This is a genomic window from Chlorogloeopsis sp. ULAP01 (assembly GCF_030381805.1).
Lineage (GTDB): Bacteria > Cyanobacteriota > Cyanobacteriia > Cyanobacteriales > Nostocaceae > Chlorogloeopsis.
This window is the reverse complement of the sequence record NZ_JAUDRH010000007.1, coordinates 290622-311029: the sequence shown is the minus strand read 5'-3', so window position 1 is coordinate 311029 and position 20408 is coordinate 290622. Positions and strand designations below refer to the sequence as shown.

19 protein-coding genes are annotated in these 20408 nt (G+C 43.8%); 5 read left to right on the top strand and 14 right to left on the bottom strand.

Annotation, left to right across the window (positions count from 1 at the left end; genetic code table 11):
• Window position 1: 1 nt before the first annotated feature.
• From QUB80_RS16220 to QUB80_RS16185, 8 genes are all read right to left on the bottom strand, one after another.
• Entirely contained in the window at window positions 2-1321 is a 1320-nt protein-coding gene (locus QUB80_RS16220) for an aminoglycoside phosphotransferase family protein (RefSeq protein ID WP_289790542.1), read from the bottom strand.
• Entirely contained in the window at window positions 1305-3176 is a 1872-nt protein-coding gene (locus QUB80_RS16215; protein ID WP_289790665.1) for an ABC transporter ATP-binding protein, read from the bottom strand. Before QUB80_RS16215 ends, QUB80_RS16220 begins: the two co-directional genes overlap by 17 nt.
• On the bottom strand, window positions 3176-4345 hold the full coding sequence (locus QUB80_RS16210) for a glycosyltransferase family 4 protein (RefSeq protein ID WP_289790541.1): 1170 nt from the start codon (window positions 4343-4345) through the stop codon (window positions 3176-3178). The genes QUB80_RS16215 and QUB80_RS16210 overlap by 1 nt, the downstream gene beginning before the upstream one ends.
• Window positions 4346-4356: 11 nt before the next feature.
• On the bottom strand, window positions 4357-5595 hold the full coding sequence (locus QUB80_RS16205) for a glycosyltransferase (RefSeq protein WP_289790540.1): 1239 nt from the start codon (window positions 5593-5595) through the stop codon (window positions 4357-4359).
• Window positions 5596-5603: 8 nt separating this feature from the next.
• Window positions 5604-6905: a glycosyltransferase family protein gene (locus tag QUB80_RS16200; protein WP_289790539.1), complete on the bottom strand. Its 1302-nt coding sequence runs from the start codon at window positions 6903-6905 to the stop codon at window positions 5604-5606.
• Window positions 6906-7332: 427 nt separating this feature from the next.
• A complete protein-coding gene (locus tag QUB80_RS16195; RefSeq protein ID WP_289790538.1) occupies window positions 7333-8001 on the bottom strand; it encodes a response regulator transcription factor in 669 nt (222 codons plus the stop codon).
• Window positions 7998-9428: a sensor histidine kinase gene (locus QUB80_RS16190; RefSeq protein ID WP_289790537.1), complete on the bottom strand. Its 1431-nt coding sequence runs from the start codon at window positions 9426-9428 to the stop codon at window positions 7998-8000. The genes QUB80_RS16195 and QUB80_RS16190 overlap by 4 nt, the downstream gene beginning before the upstream one ends.
• A 129-nt stretch (window positions 9429-9557) precedes the next feature.
• Window positions 9558-9692, bottom strand: a complete 135-nt coding sequence (locus QUB80_RS16185; RefSeq protein WP_289790536.1) for a hypothetical protein — start codon at window positions 9690-9692, stop codon at window positions 9558-9560.
• Between the two features lie 366 nt (window positions 9693-10058).
• Between QUB80_RS16185 and QUB80_RS16180 the strand changes: the two genes are divergently transcribed.
• Together QUB80_RS16180 and QUB80_RS16175 are read left to right on the top strand one after the other, a co-directional pair.
• Window positions 10059-13265: a phosphorylase b kinase regulatory subunit alpha/beta gene (locus QUB80_RS16180; RefSeq protein WP_289790535.1), complete on the top strand. Its 3207-nt coding sequence runs from the start codon at window positions 10059-10061 to the stop codon at window positions 13263-13265.
• Between the two features lie 150 nt (window positions 13266-13415).
• Window positions 13416-13793, top strand: coding sequence for a GxxExxY protein (locus QUB80_RS16175; protein ID WP_289790534.1), 378 nt, complete (start codon window positions 13416-13418; stop codon window positions 13791-13793).
• A 40-nt stretch (window positions 13794-13833) separates the two neighbouring features.
• Here QUB80_RS16175 and QUB80_RS16170 read toward each other — a convergent pair whose 3' ends face one another.
• Both QUB80_RS16170 and QUB80_RS16165 read right to left on the bottom strand, forming a co-directional pair.
• Window positions 13834-14622, bottom strand: coding sequence for a nucleotidyltransferase family protein (locus QUB80_RS16170; protein WP_289790533.1), 789 nt, complete (start codon window positions 14620-14622; stop codon window positions 13834-13836).
• Between the two features lie 185 nt (window positions 14623-14807).
• Complete coding sequence (locus tag QUB80_RS16165; protein ID WP_289790532.1) at window positions 14808-15122, bottom strand: YkvA family protein; 315 nt, start codon at window positions 15120-15122, stop codon at window positions 14808-14810.
• Window positions 15123-15338: 216 nt separating this feature from the next.
• Here QUB80_RS16165 and QUB80_RS16160 point away from each other — a divergent pair, with 216 nt between their 5' ends.
• Window positions 15339-16118: a MotA/TolQ/ExbB proton channel family protein gene (locus QUB80_RS16160; protein WP_289790531.1), complete on the top strand. Its 780-nt coding sequence runs from the start codon at window positions 15339-15341 to the stop codon at window positions 16116-16118.
• Window positions 16119-16157: 39 nt separating this feature from the next.
• Window positions 16158-16796 (top strand): ExbD/TolR family protein, encoded by a 639-nt coding sequence (locus QUB80_RS16155; RefSeq protein ID WP_289790530.1) that lies wholly within the window; start codon window positions 16158-16160, stop codon window positions 16794-16796.
• Between the two features lie 107 nt (window positions 16797-16903).
• Here QUB80_RS16155 and psb29 read toward each other — a convergent pair whose 3' ends face one another.
• Complete coding sequence (gene psb29, locus QUB80_RS16150; RefSeq protein ID WP_289790664.1) at window positions 16904-17611, bottom strand: photosystem II biogenesis protein Psp29; 708 nt, start codon at window positions 17609-17611, stop codon at window positions 16904-16906.
• 184 nt (window positions 17612-17795) lie between these two features.
• Here psb29 and QUB80_RS16145 point away from each other — a divergent pair, with 184 nt between their 5' ends.
• A complete protein-coding gene (locus tag QUB80_RS16145) occupies window positions 17796-18392 on the top strand; it encodes a chromophore lyase CpcT/CpeT (RefSeq protein ID WP_289790529.1) in 597 nt (198 codons plus the stop codon).
• A gap of 66 nt (window positions 18393-18458) precedes the next feature.
• Here QUB80_RS16145 and QUB80_RS16140 read toward each other — a convergent pair whose 3' ends face one another.
• From QUB80_RS16140 to hemF, 3 genes are all read right to left on the bottom strand, one after another.
• Entirely contained in the window at window positions 18459-18827 is a 369-nt protein-coding gene (locus tag QUB80_RS16140) for an STAS domain-containing protein (protein WP_289790528.1), read from the bottom strand.
• 26 nt (window positions 18828-18853) lie between these two features.
• Complete coding sequence (locus QUB80_RS16135; protein ID WP_289790527.1) at window positions 18854-19117, bottom strand: hypothetical protein; 264 nt, start codon at window positions 19115-19117, stop codon at window positions 18854-18856.
• A gap of 187 nt (window positions 19118-19304) precedes the next feature.
• Entirely contained in the window at window positions 19305-20351 is a 1047-nt protein-coding gene (gene hemF / locus QUB80_RS16130; protein ID WP_289790526.1) for an oxygen-dependent coproporphyrinogen oxidase, read from the bottom strand.
• Window positions 20352-20408: the final 57 nt, after the last annotated feature.

Sequence of the window (20408 nt, the reverse complement as noted above, 5' to 3'; positions counted from 1 at the left end):
ATTAAGCTGGACAACTAGAATGAAACCGATCAAATGGGAGTCGATTCATGAGTTGCTCAATGCGACACAGTATGGCGTCGATTTTTTCTAACCAGTCAAATTCACAATAGCGAAATGGATCAGATCCTAATCGAAGCAGTCCAATGGCGGTATAAAGTTGAATCTGATCGTCTGAAATTGGCTCAAGTGCAGCAGTACGATATCCGGCAATCAAAGCTGCTGCAATTTGTTCGCGTTGCTCGGCAGACAACACTCCCCGCAATTCATCTTGGATTAACTTAGCGATGAATGAGCCTAAATCAGTTGCCGGATCGCTGCAAACAGCACGATCGAAGTCAATAAATGTAATGTCATTTGTATTTGGACTTAATAATACTTGTTCTGCATTGAAGTCACCGTGAATAGGAAAGTTAATTGGGCGTGCATTCAGCAGCGCCGTGGAAAGTTGCACCGCGATCACTTGAATCCGATTTTTCCACTGAGGGTAAAGCCAGCTTAAATCGGAGCCAAGGATCAGCAAATTTTTGGCTTCATCACTGCGAGACAAAGAATTAAGGTGCTGGGGATGCTGTTGGTGCAGTTGAGCTAGAGCAATTCCCGTTTGCGTGATTTTTTCCCATGTCACCTTGGCAGTGCTAATTAAAGCCGATAGCGGAGAACCGTCAATCCAGGGAAAGACAAGAAACTGATCGCGACTGGAATGCCCCAATTCTGGCACGATTTGCAGTGGGGCAATTGATTCAAAAGCATTGGCATTGATTAGCGCTTGTTGATAGTTGCCACTGGTGTAGGCTTTAACGACGGCTTGCCCTTGTTCTCCAACAGAGAGTTGAGCAACGTAGCGACGTTCGGGCTTATATCGCAGCGCCCTTAAGGTGGCTTGTGATAAATCAGGGCGATCGCTCAGTAGTTTTTGCAGCCATTCCTGACGGAATTGTGGATCGAACAAGTTCGGCAATCGCTTTAGGGCGTTATCATTGGGCAACACGGAGAAAATAATGCCTTCTCGTCTGAAAACGGTGCGTCCGATGCCAAAATCTTGAATAATTCCTGGGCGTTGACTGTATTTATCTAGTTTTTTAGCGCTGGTGACGGCTTTGGCGTATGCCAACACAGTTTTTTGGGCGATCATCAATTCATAGCTAACGATACAACTTGTAGCAGGCTTGTAACGAATGTAAGTTCTTTTCACCTGACTCAAATTGACATGAGGAAACTGAGCCACTATTGCCTCAGCAAAGGCATCTGTGTCCAGCATTAGACGCAATCCTAATAGATCGATATCGCGACGAATCAAATGATAATCAGCAGGCGATAACATCAGAATTCTCCTTTGGCTGGTGACGAGAATCTTCGGAACGCTTGCGTTCCGTTGCTTGCAGACGGTATAGCGCTGCATAGCGATCATTTAATTGCATCAACTCATCATGCGTTCCCCGTTCTACCAAGCGTCCTCGTTCCAAGTAGAGAATAAAATCAGCACTGGCAGCAAGATCTAAATCGTGAACAATCAAGAAGGTTGTGCGTCCCTCAGAAAGCCGCTTTAATGCGTCTAGTACTTCTTGTTCATTCTCTTTATCTAGTCCGGTGGTGGGTTCGTCCAAAATTAAAATCGGCGCTTGACGAATGGCAGCACGAGCGATCGCGATTCTTTGTCTTTGTCCACCGGAGAGCGTTACTCCTCGTTCACCCAACACCGTGTGATAGCCTTGGGGCATATTAGTAATAAAGTCATGGGCATTGGCTAGTTTTGCGGCGGCGATCGCCTCTTCCTCAGTGGCAGTAGGTGAACCATAGGCGATGTTGTCCCACACACTAGCAGCAAACAGCAGACTATCTTGCAACACTACACTAATTTGCGCCCGTAGTGATTCTAGGGTGTAATTGCGAATATCCTGGCCATCAATTAAAATGCTACCTTTGCTGGGATCGTAGAGCCGCAACAGCAGGTTGGCTAACGTAGATTTACCACTGCCGGAATGTCCGACAATTGCCACTCGTTGTCCGGGTTGCACCACAAAGTCAATGCCTTGCAGCACCGGATGTCCTGATTTGTAGGCAAAACTCACTTGCGCAAACTCGACAGATCCAGCAAAGTGGGAAGCGGGTTTAGCTCCGGGCAGATCGTAGACTTCAGGCGTTTGATCGAGCAAATCGAGGATGCGATCGCCCGCAGCTGAGGCTTTTGCCAATCGTCCGGTATATTTGGCAAAATCGCGCACGGGTTTGAAGGCGTTTTTTAGATAGGTGAGAAACACCAACAAATCGCCCGGTGTGAGAGCATTGCTCAATACTAGTTCTGCTCCACGCCACAGTACCAGGGCGGTTGCACCTCCAATCAGCACATCTACTGTCCGCTCCAGGTTTGCTGCTAGTCGCTTGACTTTTACGCCTTCTTTCAGACTCTTTTTATTTTGTCCAGTGAAGACAGACGCAAACTTATCCTGCAACGATAACGCTTGCACAATTTTGATGGCAGCCATCGACTCAGCAGTAGTAGCTGCCATTGCTCCTTCGCGGCGACGCTGTTGCCTAGAAACTTCTCGGATGCGACGAGTCAGCCGAATTGTGGAGAACCAAAATAGGGGAATCATTGCCAGCGTTAACAGGGCAAGTTGAACATTCAGCCAGAACATGACGGCGATCATGCCCACCAAAATGAGAGAATTGGCAAGTAGGGGCAGCAATGCCGTCACAGCAATTTCCTGAAGTAAGCCTACATCACTGATGACGCGCAATGTCAAATCACCACTGCGAGCGTTATTGTGGAACGAGAGGGAGAGGGTTTGGAGATGGCAATAAAGCACACTGCGAACTTCAGTCAGAACACGATTGCCTACCAATGCAAAACCCACCGTATTCCAATAGGCGGCGATGCCTCTTAATCCAGTAATGGCGAACACGGCGATCGCCGATCCAATCAGCAGCGTTCGCGTATTTAGCACCTCAACCAGGAAAGGAAAATTACTCAACCCTCCGTTTGATTGCTCTGCAAAAATTTCATCAAAGACAAACTTGAGCGGTAAAGGTTCTAACAACCGCAACCCGATTTCGCAGAATAGTGCCAGCATCGAAATTACAATCAGCATCTGCTGTTTGCGGATGTAGGGCGAAAACCGTTGTACAATCCGCCAAAGCCCCGGTATAACCTCTTTCAGCTTTTGGGGACGGCTCATCAGGCGCTTACCTCCAGCTTGCTCACTTGTGCTGTGAGGCTTAAAATCCTCTCTACGGATTGTTCCCAGGTGTGCGATCGCAACACGGTGGCACGGGCATTTTGTCCCAGTTGAGTCCGTAACCAAGGATGTTGCCACAGATGATCTAACCAATTTGTTAACTGCTGGCTATTGCCTGGCTCATACAATATGCCATTGACGCCATCGTTAATCAGCGCTTGGAGTTGCCCAATCCGACTGGCTACCACCGGTAAGCCTGCCGCCATGTACTCATAAACCTTAAGCGGCGAGAAATAGAAATTCGGATCGTTAGGATAGGGTGCAACAGCGACATCCATTGAAGCAAGCAATCCTGGCACGTCGGATGGCAGTACTTTGCCGGTAAACTCCACCGCATCCCGAATCCCAGCATAGATGAAATCGGCTTCCAGTTGCGATCGCTCCGGCCCATCACCGACAATTAACAGACGCGTGTGAGGATGGTGATCGTGTAATTGAGCAAAGGCATTTACCAGTGTTGGTAAGCCGTGCCAAGGCTTCATAGTGCCGACAAAGCCGATTGTAAAGTTGTTGCTCGGTAAAGCAGGGGATTGATGTAGGGGGAAGCGCTCCGGGTTAACGCCATTGGGAACGATATGCACTTTGCCTTGAGTCTGGGGATAACGCCGGAGATAATCCGCAACGCCCTCTGAAACTGCGATTATTACTGTCGCTGTACTAAACACGCGCCGAGCAACTGCTTCTGCCTCCTGCCAATGAATTAAACTCCGATGTGTTGCCTGTTCTTCAATTAGTGGCGCATTCACCTCCAGCACCCCAGGAATACCCTGAGTGTGAGCATATTGCATCGCTGTGAAACTCCACAGAGAATAGCGTTCATAAACTAGATCGAATCGTCCCGCTTGTTCTAGAGCCAGCCGTAAATCTAGGTTATGGGCTAACAGCGCTTGTTCTCGCAAGGCGCGATCACCGGTGGGTGGTTTGGGCAGTTTGTGTATTTTTACAGACGCCAAATCAGAGGGGGGATTGCCTCCCCAACGTACAGCAAACAATTCTATCTGATGTCCTTGTTGGATCAGAGTGCGGATGACTTCCTGAACATGAATCGAACATCCTTTACAGCCAAATACCGGAATTCCTGGATCGGCACAAATATAAGCAATTCGCATTCCCCTACCTCCTAAGCTGCAACCGTATTCACCGACGCAGCAGCACGAAATACCGTTCGCAGTTGAGCCGCATTGCGGTGAATATCAAATTCTTGTTCAATTAGTTGTCTGGCTTGGGTTGCCAGCCGCACTCGCAAATCAGGATTTTGCAACAGTTGGGCGATCGCATCTGCCAGGGCAAACGGATTGTGTTGTGGCACCATTAATCCTGTTTCTTGGTGACGCAGTACTTCTGGAATTCCAGTCAAATCTGTGGAAATGCACGGCGTTCCCAATGCCATTGCTTCTAGTAAGACTGTCGGTAAACCATCTCGATTACTGTCTGCTGCCACCACACAGGGAGCGGCAAAAACAGCAGCCGACTTTACCAGTTCTACCACTTCGCCCTGCGGACGCAGACCAATCAATTTCACCTTCTGTTGTAATCCCAATGTCTCAATTTGAGTGTGCAAATCAGCTTCCTGCTCGCCCGCTCCCACAATTTCACAGGTGAAGGAAATGTCGCGCTCAACCAAAACTTTACAGGCATCAATCAACACTGCAAATCCTTTCTTCTCCACCAATCGTCCCACTGCCACGATTTTGTGAGGACGATGCTGCGCAGATGTAAACGGAAATCGCTGCAAATCTAAGCCGTTATAAATACGCTGCACTTTTTTGGCTGCTGCACCATAAGTTTGCTGAAGATAGTGCAGATTGTAGTCGCTGACGGTGATTGCTGCTGTGGCATCAGTCAATTTGCGTTCATATTCCGCCGGAACAACGCTTTCATGAAAGATATCTTTGGCGTGCGTAGTAAAGGTATAGGGAATTTCTGCAAAATGACTTGCCAAGCGTGCTACAACTGTCGCTGATGTCGCAAAGTGGGCGTGTAAGTGGGTGAAGTTTTGTTGTCGAGCAATACAGGCAAGCTGAATCGCTTTATGCACTCGATGCACATCTTCGCCTTGGGCTAATTCCAGCTTGTTCCACAAATTGGGAAGGATTTGACTAGCTGCTTCTAAAAGGCTCCACAGGGTACTGCCCCTGAGATCGTGGGAAAATAAATAGGTAACAGGCGATCGCACCTGAGCAATAATGTCTTGAAAATGTCCATCTAAGGGAGGATGGAGCGCAAAAATTTGTATGTTTAAACCAGCCGCTTCGTGTGCCAGAATTTCAGAAACAACAAAGGTTTCAGAATAGCGGGGATATCGCTTGAGCACATATCCCACTTTGGCAGCATCGGCAACAGATATAAATTTATTCATCCTTGCTTTTATGAAACGCGACAAACAACAGATTTTGATTGAACAGTTGAATTGGTTAATACTTCCATAACCAGTTCTGGCAATCGATTTAAACCGTTCAGATCAATTGGCGTTCGCGTTTTTGATGAAGGAGCTTGGCATTGTCTTAGCCAATTCGCAATCGCATTGGGAGTGAGATGATCCGGGTGTAATACATCAATCCAGCCAAGTTCTTGCAACCGTTTGGCGCGAATCCATTGTTCTAATCGAGGGGTGACGCGGGGAACAATTAGCGATCGCTTGCCAAATGACAGCAGTTCGCAGGTGGTATTATAGCCACCCATCGACACCACACAATCTGCCTGACTCAGCAGTTGCGTCGGTTCTTGCAGATATTCTAGAACGCGCAAGCGAGGATGCATCTTGACGTGATTGTAAAGTAGCTGCCGGATATTCGACGGCATGAATGGGCCAGTTAAAATTACTCCATTCATATCTGAAGGCAGTGTCGCTTGAGCAAACATCTGCCCCAAAAGTGCTCCGTCTTGTCCGCCGCCCACCAAACACAACGCCAGTTTACCGGGAGGTAATTTCAACTGCTCCAGCACATTCTCAGTAGAGTCTACATATTGGAGGCGATGACACTGGTTGAAATAGCCTGCATAGCGAACTTTGGCGGCAATTTCCGGCGAGAAACGATATTTCTGAATCGGATCAAACACGTCCGGGTCGCCATAGACCCAAACGGCATCATAATACTTAAGAATGGCTTCTTCATTGCGGGCGCGTCGCCATTCACGTTGAACCACTCTGGGTTCATCTAAAACATCTCGCAGCCCTAAAACACAGCGAGTTTGCCCTTGGGTACATAATTGCTCTAGAGTCGGATTGAGTTCTCGGACAGCGCCGCGTGGCACATTGTCCACGACGAAGAGATCTGGGGCAAAAGTTCCGATCGCAGCTTGAATTACCTGTGAGCGAATCGCAATCAACTCTTGCAGCGATACCTCTAACCGCCGAGGTTGATAATGTCCATCGACCTCTTTTTGTAGTGCAGGCAAGGACAAATAATCAACGTTGGCAGGCAGGTTAACACTACGTCCCTCCTCCATACCGCTAATTAAAAGAATTGACGAATGGGGGAGCGATCGCGCCAAGGTTTGAGCAATGAGCAGATTACGCCGTTTGTGTCCTAAGCCCATCGTGTCATGGGAATAAAGAGCAATTTTCAAGGGATGCGGTTGTGGCTTTACCCCCTGCGATTGCACAATTTGCCCACAATCAACCAATCGACTGTGGACGCCTTCTTCATTTGATTTAGGCGGTGGCATTTCACTACACTTGATAGTTTTGTTATATCTGATGTGCAATTTCATCACTTCAGTATCCTGAAAAAATGAGTAATATCACTTGCACACGCGACAAAGCAGGTATTTCCTTTTCAAGGGAATAGAAAAACCTAAGCAATCTACCGACTCTAGATGCTTTGAAATAAAATGTAAGTATTTAGTAAAGATGAGATTAAGTAGAGGTTAAAAAAAATTGCTCTGTGTTGCATGAAACTTTGATAAGAAAACATGAGAAAACTTTCATTTTTCAAAGAAATCTCATCTCAAAATAGCCGCCTTACAAGGTTAAGAACCCACCTTCAGATAGCCTCAATCAAGAAGGTTATACCAAATGGCGTAGGGAGTCTTGTTTCAAAATTCTGCACAAGCCTAGTAATTAATGGTTTTAGTCCACAATCCAAAATTGGTATTACACTTGCAGCCGATAGCCCATGCCTCTAACAGTTTTAATTAATCCCCGTCCTATTTTTTTCCTCAAATAGCCCACATACACATCAACGATATTGGAAGTGGGATCGTAGTCGTAGCCCCACACCTGATCTAATAAGTCTTCTCGTGTCCACACTTGCCCGGGTTGACGCGCCAGTATCTCTAGTAGCGTAAACTCACGGGTGGATAGCTCGATGGGTTTTTCCTTAAATTGAACCTTGCGCTGCCGCAGATCGAGGACTAAATCTCCTGCTCTTAACACAGTTTTTTCTGATGTGCGTGGTGATCGCTGATGCCGCAGTTGTACACGGATACGAGCAATTAGCTCCTCCAACGAAAAAGGCTTGGTTAAGTAATCATCTGCCCCGGCTTCCAAGGCTTTAACCTTATCTTTAATATCTTGAATGACGGTGAGAATAATAATGGGCAGAGATTCTCCACGCCCTCGCAACTCTTGAATCACCAGTGTTCCATGCTTGGCTGGTAAACCCAAATCGAGAATCAACAGTTCAAAATCATCACTTCGAGCCAAATAAGCTGCCTTCACTCCATCATCTGCGACAGTGGTGGTAAAGCCATGAGCTTGTAAGCCTTTCTGTAAAAAAGCAGCTATTCGCGGTTCATCTTCTGCAATCAAAATTCGAGTCATCGAGCGAGCGTATCTTGCGGTGGATCGAGGGGAAGAATGAGACTAAATCGCGAGCCTTTGCCAAGTTCACTAGTGACTGTTATTTGTCCCCCATGTGCTTGTGCGATCGTCTTCACAATCGACAAACCCAAACCAGCCCCTTTTGATTTACGACGGCTAGTGGTTGCACGGGCAAAACGTTGGAAAATTCGCACTTGATCGGCTGGAGTAATACCAATTCCAGTGTCCTTTACCCAAAAACATACTCCATCTCCAACTAACTGTGAACCAATTTCAATGACATCATCAACATTCGTGTGTTCCACAGCATTTTGTACCAAATTCATCACCGCCTGAGTAATGCGTTGCCTGTCTGCTACAATCCGAATGGAGGCGACTGTCGCAAGCTGCCAATTTCGTGAAGCCAGGGCTGTTGCTTTAGCAAATAATTCTTGCGTGAGTTTCCTTAGATCTAATAATTCTAAGTTCAAAAAATCCGGTCGTTCTGCTCTGGCAAGAAACAACAAATCATTGACTAATCGGCTCATGCGATTTAGTTCGTCGTGAATTAAATCTAGAGTTTCATAGTGTTCTGCTAATGATTGCCCCAGTACTTCCAAATTGCCGCGAATTACCGTAATCGGGGTTTGCAGCTCATGACTGGCATCATTAATAAATTCACGCTGACTGGCAAATGAAGCTTGTAATCGATCCAGCATTTCGTTAAACATAGCGCTTAACTCAGCAATCTCATCTACCCCTTTGATTGGAATCCGACGATCTAGCGACTGATCAAAATCTTTAATTGAACGCGCAGTATCTGTCAATAACTCCAAGGGAGATAGCACCCGTCCAATCGCAATCCATGCTAAAATCAGCGCGATTAGCAGTATACTAACTATTACCTGAGCTGCTACCAATACAGCTCGATCAATTTCTCTTTTTTGATTGCTCAAAGAATTCGCCACCACAAACACACTCTGCTCTGTTCTCGATTTTTTAATCGGATGAGCTAAATATAAAATCGTTTCTCTACCTATAGATACTTGACCGTATGTAAGGCGCTCAACTTGACCTAGCGATCGCAGTAAATTGGTGTCTGTACTCAATGCACTTGGTAAGGCAATGGGACTAGTTTGATAGACTTCACCATTCAACAATGTAATAAAGAATTCATCATCTTCAGGCACGCTGCGGGACATAAATACATCAAAAATTGCCGCCACATTATCGCCAAATGGTTCTCCTGTCGCGGGGTTGCGTCCATTTACTAGTCGTTGAATCTCTTCGACTTCTTGCTCAAGCGATCGTTGTACTCTTTGCAACAACTGTGTAAACAAAATTTGCCGAATCGCAAAGATAGAAATAACCGTTGAAAGAGAAATCAGAACAACTAACCAAACTAAAATTCGCGTCCGTGCGCCAAGAAAAAATTTGCGCCATCTCATGGCTAAACTTGATTTTGCAGCAAACATTAACGAACAGCGACTACAAAATTATTTTTTATTATAAATAAGCAATCAGGACAATAAATACATTCAGAATTAAAAATTATCACTTGCAAATTATTACTCTAATTAGCCGATAACCTTATTAAGCGTACCATCGGCATATAATTCTAGTGGTACTAACTCAGTTTTGCCATTTACTTTAATTCGAGAGTATACAAGTTTTATCAACGGTGATTGATTGTGATTGTAACGCAAAGACATAATAATTCTCCTGGTTTATCTTTGATTTATATTTAAGTTTTGAGTGCTTAAAATGCGCTGAATAATTTGTGGTTTATCTTGTACTTTTAAAAAGTTACTATTTGTATCAATCATGAATAGCGATATAAATTAAAAAGTAAAAAAATATACAAAAACAATAGGATAATTTGAATAGATTTACGAAAGTAATGAGGTGCTAGCAAGCAATGATTAACAATATAGCCATGAACACGAGATAATAAGAAACTCACCCCTAACCTAAACTGCTATGTAATTAACGATTACAAAACTAGTTCTAACTTTGCCTTACATCATTCACTTCATAGCTACGGGCTAAAATTCCGCAATCCGCTTTCGAGTTAAATCATGAAAACCGCCTCCCAATTACAAGCTCGTTTAGAGTTTTATTATCAGCAAATAAAGACAATCATCTTGGCGCGTCAAAATCCAATTACTGGTTTGCTACCTGCCAGTACAGCAATTACAGCCCACGGTGATTACACAGATGCTTGGGTGCGTGATAACGTTTACAGCATTTTGGCAGTTTGGGGATTGGCGCTAGCATACCGCAAGGTGGATGAAGACAAAGGACGAACTTACGAGTTAGAGCACAGTATTGTTAAACTGATGCGGGGCTTGCTGTTCGCAATGATGCGACAAGCGCACAAAGTAGAGCGATTTAAACACACCCAATCACCCTTGGATGCATTACACGCCAAGTACAACACCACAACTGGGGATATCGTTGTCGGTGATGGAGAATGGGGGCATTTGCAACTTGATGCTACATCAATATATTTACTGATGTTGGCACAAATGACCTCATCCGGATTGCACATAATTTACACCCTTGATGAAGTAAACTTCATCCAAAATTTGGTTTACTACATCGGAAGAGCTTATCGCACTCCAGATTACGGAATTTGGGAGCGGGGTAACAAAATCAATCATGGAAGTGCAGAACTAAACGCCAGTTCCATAGGCATGGCAAAAGCTGCTTTAGAAGCAATTAATGGACTGGATTTATTTGGTGTGCGCGGTAGTCATGCATCGGTAATTCACGTGTTACCCGATGAAATTGCTCGTGCCAGAATCACTCTAGAATCCTTATTACCTAGAGAATCTGCTTCTAAAGAAATTGACGCGGCACTATTGAGCGTGATTAGTTTTCCGGCGTTTGCAGTTGAGGATGTGCAATTGCGCGATCGCACCCGCAATGACATTATCACTAAACTTGAAGGCAAATACGGCTGCAAGCGTTTTTTGCGCGACGGGCATCAAACCGTTTTAGAAGACACCAAGCGCCTCCACTACGAACCTTGGGAACTCAAACAATTTGAAAATATTGAGTGTGAATGGCCTTTATTTTTCACCTATTTGGTACTTGATGGAATATTTCGCGGTGACAAAGAACAAACCGAATATTATCAACAGCGTTTAGAATCTTTAGTTGTCGAACGAGATGGCTTGCCTTTGTTGCCAGAACTTTATTATGTTCCGGCTGAATACATAGAAGCAGAAAAGCAAGCACCCCATACTCAACCACGCCTGCCCAACGAAAACATTCCCTTAGTATGGGCGCAGAGTTTGTATTATCTCAGTCAAATGCTAAGTGAAAAATTAATCGCCGTTGGCGATATCGATTCCTTAGGGCGGCACTTACGCATGGACATACACCGAGAACCTTTAGTACAAATTGCCTTACTAGCAGAAGATGAAGATTTACAACTCATACTAGAAGTTCACGGCATCGAAACCCAAACACCCAAGCAAGTAGAACCGATTCAAGTTCGCCAACCCGATGACTTTATTGCCATTTATTCCCAAATTGGACGAAGTGATAAACTCGGTTTAACAGGACGTCCACCTCGTCGTCCCCGAAGTTTAACAACATCCAGAATTTTTCGCATCGGTAACGAAACTGTAGTATTTTTGCCCTCGCTTTTAGACTCTCAACAGTTCTACTTAACCCTCGATTACCATTTTCTCGTCGCCCAATTCAAAAGCGAACTCGCCTACATTCAAAAATATTGGAGTGATTTAGGGCGTCCTATCCTCACTTTAATGTTGACACACACAATGCTAGAAACAGGTTCCGAAGCATTACTTAATCTGATGCAGGAACTCAAAGATGGAGTGTGTAACGGTGTGCGGGTAAAATTGGGACGGGTAAATCAGCAGATGCTCACTGCTGCCATTGAACGAATTGATTTCTTGCCAGAGTTTGAATTCTCGCAGTCTTCTGTCAAAAATGCAAAACCCCGTTGTGCTTATCTTGCCTTTCATCCAGAAAAAAACTGGCTGCTTAGACATACCCAAGAATTTCAGGTAGAATGCGAAACTAACTTGAATTTACTCTTGAGTTCTTTGCGCTCTTCGGAAAATATTTACGAACAAATAGAATTATTGCAGACACTAACTCGTTTGCAAGGGCTGGAGTTTAACACTGGTTTTGGTGGGCCTTTACATTCCGTTACAGTCGGTGATTTACTTGATGAAGTCTACACCAAAGCTGCCGAAATAGGGATTTGGGCAGTTGTGCGTCGGGCTGCGGGTTTGCGGCAGATGGCATACACAGCCTTATCGGATGTAGTGACAAGTATTGTTGTGCGGGGAAAGCAAATAGCAGTTGGTAAAGCTTACAGCGAAGACTCCCTGATTACCGTACCTTTATCTCACAGCGAAATTGTCGAGAAAATCAATCATTTTTGTCGGGAAGATATACGCGATCGCGTTCTCACCCAAGAAATTCTGATTTATCTGAGTACCTTAATTAAATCAGAACCAGAACTGTTTCAAGGACTACTAACACTGCGAGTCGGCTACCTAATTTTGTTAATTACCAGCGAATTAGCACAGGAGTTGAAAGTTACTCAAGATGAAGCCTACGAAACACTCATGCAACTTTCTCCCTTGGAAGTAAAAACACGGTTGCGTCAGGTATTAGCTGAATATGCAGGCATGAGTAAATTACTGCGTCAGCAAGAGTCATTGCACGTCAAACAAAAAGAAAGTGATATTGCATGGGTGTTGCAACCATTAGTTGTTGAAGATATAGAAATGCCGCTAGGTGGTTGGCGACGCTTTCGCCAAGCCGAGGGAGCAACAGGGCGCGTGCCAAAAGACTTTTTTCAGCAAGTTTGGCTGTTGATGCATCATTGTAAAGGCTTGGTAATTGGCGATAAACTAGAGCGCCGCAACCGCTTGGATAGTGAGGTGATGATCTCCGAGATGACGGCGGGAGAAAAGAACTTTGCCCTGCAAGTAGAACATCTGTTAAATAAAATTGAGGCTCCAGAATACCGACAAGTTAATATTGAAACTTTGATGGAATTAGCAGCGATCGCTTCCAACAACCCAAGTTTGCAAATCGAAGAATATATAGTCTTGGATGTATTAATCGGTCATGCCGTGAGATTAGCATGGTTAGACGGACATCCCCAAAGAGGCGATCGCTACGACGAAGATAAAGCTAGTGCATGGCGATCGTTCTACAATACTTCTCCTAGAGAGTGCGCTAGTTATGTTGTCAAGGCGTTCCGATTCTTGACGGAATTTGAGAAAGACCTTTAAACGCAAAGGAGCGCAGAGGGAAGCGCAGAGGTTCGCGGAGTTTAGTGACATTCTTCTGTATTTGAGAATTTTCTTTCAGAGGATATAACCTATGCAAATTTTGGGCAAATTAAGATTAGTTAATTTTTAAGACGCACAAATTCAAGAGCAATGACAGAAAATGAGTTGAGCGGGGCAATTATTGGTTGTGCGATGAGAGTGCATACGGTTTTAGGAGCAGGTTTGTTAGAGTCAGCTTACGAAGAGTGTTTGTATTATGAACTAAAGAAAACAGGATTGAATGTTGGTAAACAAATTCCTTTACCTTTAGTTTACGAATCAGTACAGTTAGATTGTGTGTATCGATTGGATTTGAAAGTAGAAAATAAAGTCATCGTAGAAATTAAATCTGTAGAATCCTTAAAACCCATTCATTCCGTTCAACTTCTAACTTACCTTAAACTAGCCAACTGTAAACTTGGTCTCATGATTAACTTTAACGTTCTCCATCTCAGAGAAGGAATAAAACGCGTAGTTAATAACCTTTAACTCTGCGTCCCTCTGCGTTTTCCTTTGCGCCCCTCTGCGTTTAAATATTACTACTCAACTGCTGCACAGCCCTTACCAAATCATTCGGCGTGCCAATATCCAAGTAAGTACCATCCGCAAACGCTTCCGCTTCTACATGAAAACCCTGTTTAATCGCAGCTTGAATTACATCTCCAATCGGTACTTCTGGTAGCACTGAAACATCAGGAGCGGCTTTGAGCGGAATCAGATACTCGTGCAAAAACTGGGTAAAAGCTGGTGTCCAAACGGCAATACCCCACATATAACGCAAATCTGACTGAGGGGGTTTTTCAACAATCAGGTGAACTTTGCCTGTATCGTCAAATTCAACCATCCCTGCTTTCTGGGGTTGATCGGTTGGGAATAACCCTAAAACTACATCTGCTTTACTTGCCTCCAAGCGTGCCAGTATCCGCACATAAGCATCCTCTGGCTGAAACAAAATATCGGGAAAACCCAATGCTATGACTGCATCTTGCACAAAGGGATAAGCTTGATCCAAAGTAAATGGAACACCATAAGGCAAACCCATAATTAGATAGCCCAAGCTCATCGAAAGCATTGTGCCATCCCCAAAATAAGCTGGGATATCCCACTTTCCTGGACGCAGTATAAAATATGCTTTATCAATGCCTGCCAACTGCATTTTTTCCAGTAGATAGTGACAAACTACCTTCGGCCTCCAGTTAGATTTTTGACCAAAATTTTGAAAACCTACCGGGTATAGTTCTTTGCTCAGTGGTAAGGGAGAAATTCGTTTTGCTTGCCCTCCCGCAGGTAATAGTGCAACTATTTGGCGCTTAGTCATAAGTAATTAAATGTAGCTAGTATAAAATAATTTACAATTTATCATTCAAAGTTTAATAACTAATGACTATTGACAAATGACTAATGACCAAATTCCAAAAAATATCCCCCTTCTGAAACAGTGTACTTGTGAAGACAATAGAAGGGGGTTGTTAAATTTTATTTCGCTTTATTTCGCGATCGCCACTACTTGACAGAAACAGCATCAACATCAATAGTATCGCTAGCAGAAGTAGAATCCTCAGTAGTATCAGCAACTTGAGCTTCTACTTTACCTTTACGCGCTTTAAATCCTTCAATTACTAACCCAGATACTTCCGTCATCAATAGTGTTAAAAGAAAAACATCATCGATTTGTCCCACAATCGGTAAAATGTCTGGGACTATATCAATTGGGCTAACAAAATATAATAGCGTTCCTAAAATCACCCACCAACGGTACTTAGGATTGCGAATTAAACCACGATACCAGTTATAAACAGATTGGAGCGGAACTTTCATGACCATCACCTCTAGTTATTTATAATTCTGGCAAATGATGCTCTAAACTTCCTGTGGGAATAACCGCCCTATTATGTCTGGAAGATGCTACCGATTTTCTGTAACCCTATCCTTTTCCATAAAATTTAAACAAGTATAGAAGTTATGTATTCATCTCTAAGTATTAAAATGCTTGGGGATAGTTGCTCCAGCAATGGACGGAGGAAACCAAAAACAGTGGATATATTAGATATTTTTCGTAAAGTTGGGCCAGTAATCTGGCCGTTGCTTTTTTTCTCAATTTTGTCCTTAAGTGTGATTCTAGAACGTCTTTGGTTCTGGTTGCGAATTTTAAATCAGGAAAAGGAAATTGTTGCTCGTGTTTTAAATGCAGCTGGTGAAAAAAATTGGGGGTTGGCAACAGAGATTGCTAGACGGGCAACAGATCAGCCCATAGGCAGGTTTTTATATGCTCCCTTAAGCCAACCGAAAAGCGATATGGAACTTTTCCGATTAGCGCTAGAGTCAACCGCAGAAACGGAATTGGCTCAGATGCGACGCGGCGAAAAAGTTTTGGAACTTGTAATTGCTGTCGCCCCTTTGCTGGGATTATTTGGTACTGTTTGGGGTTTGATCGGTTCTTTGGAATCTATTCGGATTGGAGATTTAGGCACAGAAGCCACAGCAGGAGTTACTACCGGGATTGGAGAATCTCTCTACAGTACAGCTGTTGGCTTGGGTGTTGCTATTGTTAGCTTGATTTTCTATAGACTATTTCAAGCTCTTGTCGTTAATCAAGTCAAGGTATTTCGTAAGGCAGGTAATGATTTAGAAATACTTTACCTACAATCAGCGCCTGATCTGAGTAATAGTAAATCAGACATAGTCATCCCTCAGACTATTGTCCGAGATACTCCACGAGAAAACTTCATTCCTCCTCCGCCCCCACGCAACTTAGGACAAAACAAGTTTTCTCAATCTCCCGAAAATCCAGAAACCAATGCTTCTGATTCTTAACAATTAGTTAAAATTATCTCCTGGCTTGCAAGCAAGACAATGAAAATTAACCTGCACACTCCCATTGAAGAAGCTCAAGTTCAACTTATTCCCTTAATTGATGTTATTTTTTGTATACTCACGTTTTTTCTTTTGGCATCTTTACAACTCACCCGGCAGCAGGCAATTAATGTTGATTTGCCCAGAGCTAGTTCATCAACGGCAACCGAGCTAAAGCCACAGCGACAAATTTTACCCGTGACTATTGACGCCGTTGGACAAACTTATGTAGAGAAACAACCAGTTAGACGGGAGCAGTTGGGAGAAATTTTAAGTAAGTATCTCCAAGCCAATCCTACAGGCACAGTGGTGCTATATGCTTCCCGTTCCGCAACTTATAACGATGTGATTGAATTATTAGATTTGCTGCGGCAAGTTGGGGGCAATCGCGTATCTTTAGGTATTATCCCAGGTTCTTCAGAACAACCTAAGAATTCTCCCTCACCCATTACTCCTCCGTTCCCAGTTAATCCTCAGAGTAACCCTAACCTCTACCAACCTTCTAATCCTGGTCTAAATCCTTTTCCAACTGTACCCGGTCAACCGCCCATAGGAACAGGCGTTACTCCTATTAACCCTGGTAGTGTTCCCCAACAGCCCATAGCACCGAGAACTACCAATCCTACTCCGCAAAGGTGATCAGAAAATTATCGTGTAGAGAATCTAACGATTTACAGACGCGTTAAACTGCGCGTCTTTTTAATGATTTTGAATAAGAAATAAGCACCCGCAAAGGGCGCTTATGACTATTCGTTAGAGGTTGGGGGAGTAGCTGTAGTACCTGATTGTTGAGTACGCTGTTCGCGTTTTTTGCGATCGGCTGAGAGCAAATCTGCCATGACTACCAGTGCTTGGGTCATTTTATCTAGATTGGAAAGGTAAAGTTCCAAATCTTTATTAAGTTTGTCATCAGATAAATGCAAGCCAGCAGCAATGGTTTTGATTGCCTCAGTACGTTTTTTTTCGTCTTTGACCATTTCTGGCTCTGACAGTTCTAGTAATGAGAATAAACCGATCGCGAATAAGCGACTGTATTTAAAATTGGCATTGCTGGCGATCGCTTGCAGCGATGCTTGAAAATCAGCATCGTGATCAAGTTGATTTTGTTGGCTCAACCACGCTATTAAATCTTGGCTTGACAGACTTGTTGCCAAATTTTGCAAGCGTTGGGCATCTTGCCTATATAATTGCGGATCTGCCTCTACAGATCGTACCAGGGCGTTAAAAATCGACTCCTTATCTAATTCTGGTTGATAGCCTTGCATAAAACGGTCAAAGGAGGTGACGACGCCCAAGGCATAAATTGGGTTGTAGTGGAAGTCAACATTAACCTGGAGCAGGTGCATTTCCACCATCAATTCTTCTACAACCCGCCGATAAATAGTGTTGATCGGACGGGTGTGTAAGGTGTGGAAAGCTCGCTTTGTATCAGATAAAGTACGGACGTTGTTCACAAAGAGAATTTTTAAACTTCTAGGGCGACGTATGTTTATTTTCTCGCTTCCAGGCAACTTTGCCAAGTTTAGCTCTTTGTTGATCACGCCAATCTTACTAAAAAATCATCTATCAAGGGCTGTAACCCCCTTCCTTACACAAGTAGGCAAAATTTATAATATTGTGTGATTGTGTTAATAATCTATGAATTTCTCACCAGAGTTGCTAACTCTCGCGAATTATTTGGCTGGTGAATTTGAAAATCAACAACAAGCTCTTGCCGAGCCTACTTGGTATGTTCACCTGCGTCTGTGGCAAAGGTCTATACCTTTATTTTCTGAAGACAGTCTGACTCTGTTTGCTGAACAAGCCAACATTCTTAATTTAGATCAACCCTATCGTCAGAGAATCATGCGACTGACGGAAGCTAACGAACCTAATGCAGTGTTGAAAGTCCAATACTATATGCCAAAAGACCCATTAGCTTTACGTGGTGCTGGTCAGAACCCTTCGTTACTTCACAATCTTACACCTGAACAATTAGATTTGCTGCCTGGTTGCATTCTCAACGTGACTGCACAAATACAAGCTAGCGATCGCTACAAGTTTGTTGCTAGCCCTCCTTCCGGGGCTACTTGTTGCTTTAATTATGCTGGTAAAACAATACAAGTTGCCTTAGGATTTGAAGTTACTGACAAAGAACTCACAACATATGACAAAGGAATTGATCCTACTACTGGTGGGGCAATGTGGGGAGCGATTTTGGGCCCTTATCGCTACACTAAGCGAGAACAGTACTGAATTATGAATTATGAATTATGAAGTGTCTTTTTTTTGGACTCTTCACTTTTAAGATTAAAATTTGATTTAGCTGGCAATACTACGAGGTACACCCTCTAGAGCTTCCTCCTCTGTTTCAAAGATTTCAAAGACTGTGTCCATCATTGTTACCTCAAACACCAATTTGGCTTCTGGATGGACATTGCTGATCCGAAAACTACCGTTGACTTTATCAGCATCACGCATTCCTGCCACCAAGGAGGTAAGACCAGAACTGTCGATAAAGTTGACTTGACTAAGATTTACAACTATGTGACTGCTCAGTTTAGAAATACACTCTTGCAATTTCAAGCGAAATTGCCAAGCTGTAGTTATGTCCAAACGACCTATTGGCGCTAGGACAATAACGCTGTTGCCGTCTTGGCTTGTATAAGTTTTTTGTTCGATATGAATCACTTAACCTCCTCTTGGCATCTTTAAGCTCAACTAATTTGAAGTTGATCATCGTTAGATGTTAGTCGCTGGGAGTTCTGTTTACTACCAACTACTAATCCCTGTACGGGCGGGTTTGAACTTTCTAGGATAACGAAATATCTCAACAAACCCGCACGGCAGTCGCTACAACGGAGCGGAGCCAGAGAAGCTCCGCCTCCGGGGAACCTTCCTCCAGATTCGCCACTTTGCTTATACCGGGAAATCCATCCACCGCAAAGCGCTGCCTCACCTACTAACGTCCTTATTGCCATTCATCTTTACTATTGAAAGACAAAAGGCAAAATTGCTGAATTTTAAACTGTAATCTATCCAGCACTAGGTTACTTGTTTTACTTCTTACACAGGATTAATTGATTCTGTAGTTAGAGATTAACAAGCAACACAGATAAATGTCACCTAATTGCTGGATATTTAAATAGGTAGCTTAAATCACACTTTTTAAGCGTGATTTGGTACCCAGTTTACCCAATCTTGTGGTTTGAGAAAAGTTTCATACAATTCAGCTTCATGAGTACCAGGTTCGGGATAATACCCATATTCCCAGCGTACAAGAGGAGGTAGGGACATCAAAATTGATTCTGTACGTCCGTTAGTTTGCAAGCCAAAAATTGTACCTCGGTCATAAACCAAGTTAAATTCTACGTACCTGCCCCGGCGATATAGTTGAAAATTTCGTTGGCGATCGCCATATTCAATCTTATGCCGCCGTTCTACGATGGGTACGTAGGCGCTTAAAAAGGCTCCACCACAGCTTTGCGCAAAGGCAAACAAATCTTCCCAACCGCGTGGTGTAATTGCTCCTATTTGGTTACTGTATTTAGCTGCTTCACCATCAGGATTTGGGCCACGATATAAAGTGCCTCGACCGTCTTGGTAATCAAAAAACAGACCACCAACACCCCGTGTTTCGCCGCGATGCTTTAAATAAAAATATTCATCACACCAGCGTTTAAATACCGGGTAATACTCTGGGTGATGGGCATCACAAGCCTGCTTCAGTGTGGTGTGGAAATGGGCTGCATCTTCAGCGAAAGGATAATAGGGAGTCAGATCCGCACCACCGCCAAACCACCATACAGGCCCCGCCTCAAAGTAACGATAATTCAAGTGAACAGTAGGCACATAGGGATTACGGGGATGCAGTACCAGTGAAGTACCTGTGGCATAAAACTTGTGTCCTGCTGCCTCTGGGCGTTGGGTCAAAATAGAGGGCGGCAAATGGGAACCCCAAACTTCAGAAAAATTTACACCAGCTTGTTCAAATATTGCGCCTTCACGCAGAACGCGCGATCGCCCACCACCTCCCTCCGGACGCTCCCAAGAGTCTTCTTGAAACTGAGCCACTCCGTCCAATTTTTCTAAAGCTTGCGTAATTTCGTCTTGTAAATTTTTCATAAACTGACTGACTCTAGCTTTAGCATCAGTCGGCGGCAAAGAAGTCAACGACTCTGTTGACAAAGTTGGGCTTTGGGAGTTAGTCACCATAAAATCAATAACCTAAATTACAATTTCCAAAAAGCAAGAAAAATTTTCACTGAAAAT

Bases quoted from the DNA above. Each gene is read 5' to 3' on its own strand.
- QUB80_RS16195 (WP_289790538.1), bottom strand. From the start codon at position 8,001: ATGACTCGAATTTTGATTGCAGAAGATGAACCGCGAATAGCTGCTTTT.
- hemF (WP_289790526.1), bottom strand. From the start codon at position 20,351: ATGGTGACTAACTCCCAAAGCCCAACTTTGTCAACAGAGTCGTTGACT.
- QUB80_RS16210 (WP_289790541.1), bottom strand. From the start codon at position 4,345: ATGCGAATTGCTTATATTTGTGCCGATCCAGGAATTCCGGTATTTGGC.
- QUB80_RS16180 (WP_289790535.1), top strand. From the start codon at position 10,059: ATGAAAACCGCCTCCCAATTACAAGCTCGTTTAGAGTTTTATTATCAG.
- QUB80_RS16185 (WP_289790536.1), bottom strand. From the start codon at position 9,692: ATGTCTTTGCGTTACAATCACAATCAATCACCGTTGATAAAACTTGTA.
- QUB80_RS16145 (WP_289790529.1), top strand. From the start codon at position 17,796: ATGAATTTCTCACCAGAGTTGCTAACTCTCGCGAATTATTTGGCTGGT.
- QUB80_RS16200 (WP_289790539.1), bottom strand. From the start codon at position 6,905: ATGCCACCGCCTAAATCAAATGAAGAAGGCGTCCACAGTCGATTGGTT.
- QUB80_RS16165 (WP_289790532.1), bottom strand. From the start codon at position 15,122: ATGAAAGTTCCGCTCCAATCTGTTTATAACTGGTATCGTGGTTTAATT.
- QUB80_RS16215 (WP_289790665.1), bottom strand. From the start codon at position 3,176: ATGAGCCGTCCCCAAAAGCTGAAAGAGGTTATACCGGGGCTTTGGCGG.
- QUB80_RS16155 (WP_289790530.1), top strand. From the start codon at position 16,158: ATGAAAATTAACCTGCACACTCCCATTGAAGAAGCTCAAGTTCAACTT.
- QUB80_RS16175 (WP_289790534.1), top strand. From the start codon at position 13,416: ATGACAGAAAATGAGTTGAGCGGGGCAATTATTGGTTGTGCGATGAGA.
- QUB80_RS16190 (WP_289790537.1), bottom strand. From the start codon at position 9,428: ATGAGATGGCGCAAATTTTTTCTTGGCGCACGGACGCGAATTTTAGTT.
- QUB80_RS16205 (WP_289790540.1), bottom strand. From the start codon at position 5,595: ATGAATAAATTTATATCTGTTGCCGATGCTGCCAAAGTGGGATATGTG.
- QUB80_RS16220 (WP_289790542.1), bottom strand. From the start codon at position 1,321: ATGTTATCGCCTGCTGATTATCATTTGATTCGTCGCGATATCGATCTA.
- QUB80_RS16170 (WP_289790533.1), bottom strand. From the start codon at position 14,622: ATGACTAAGCGCCAAATAGTTGCACTATTACCTGCGGGAGGGCAAGCA.
- QUB80_RS16135 (WP_289790527.1), bottom strand. From the start codon at position 19,117: ATGGCAATAAGGACGTTAGTAGGTGAGGCAGCGCTTTGCGGTGGATGG.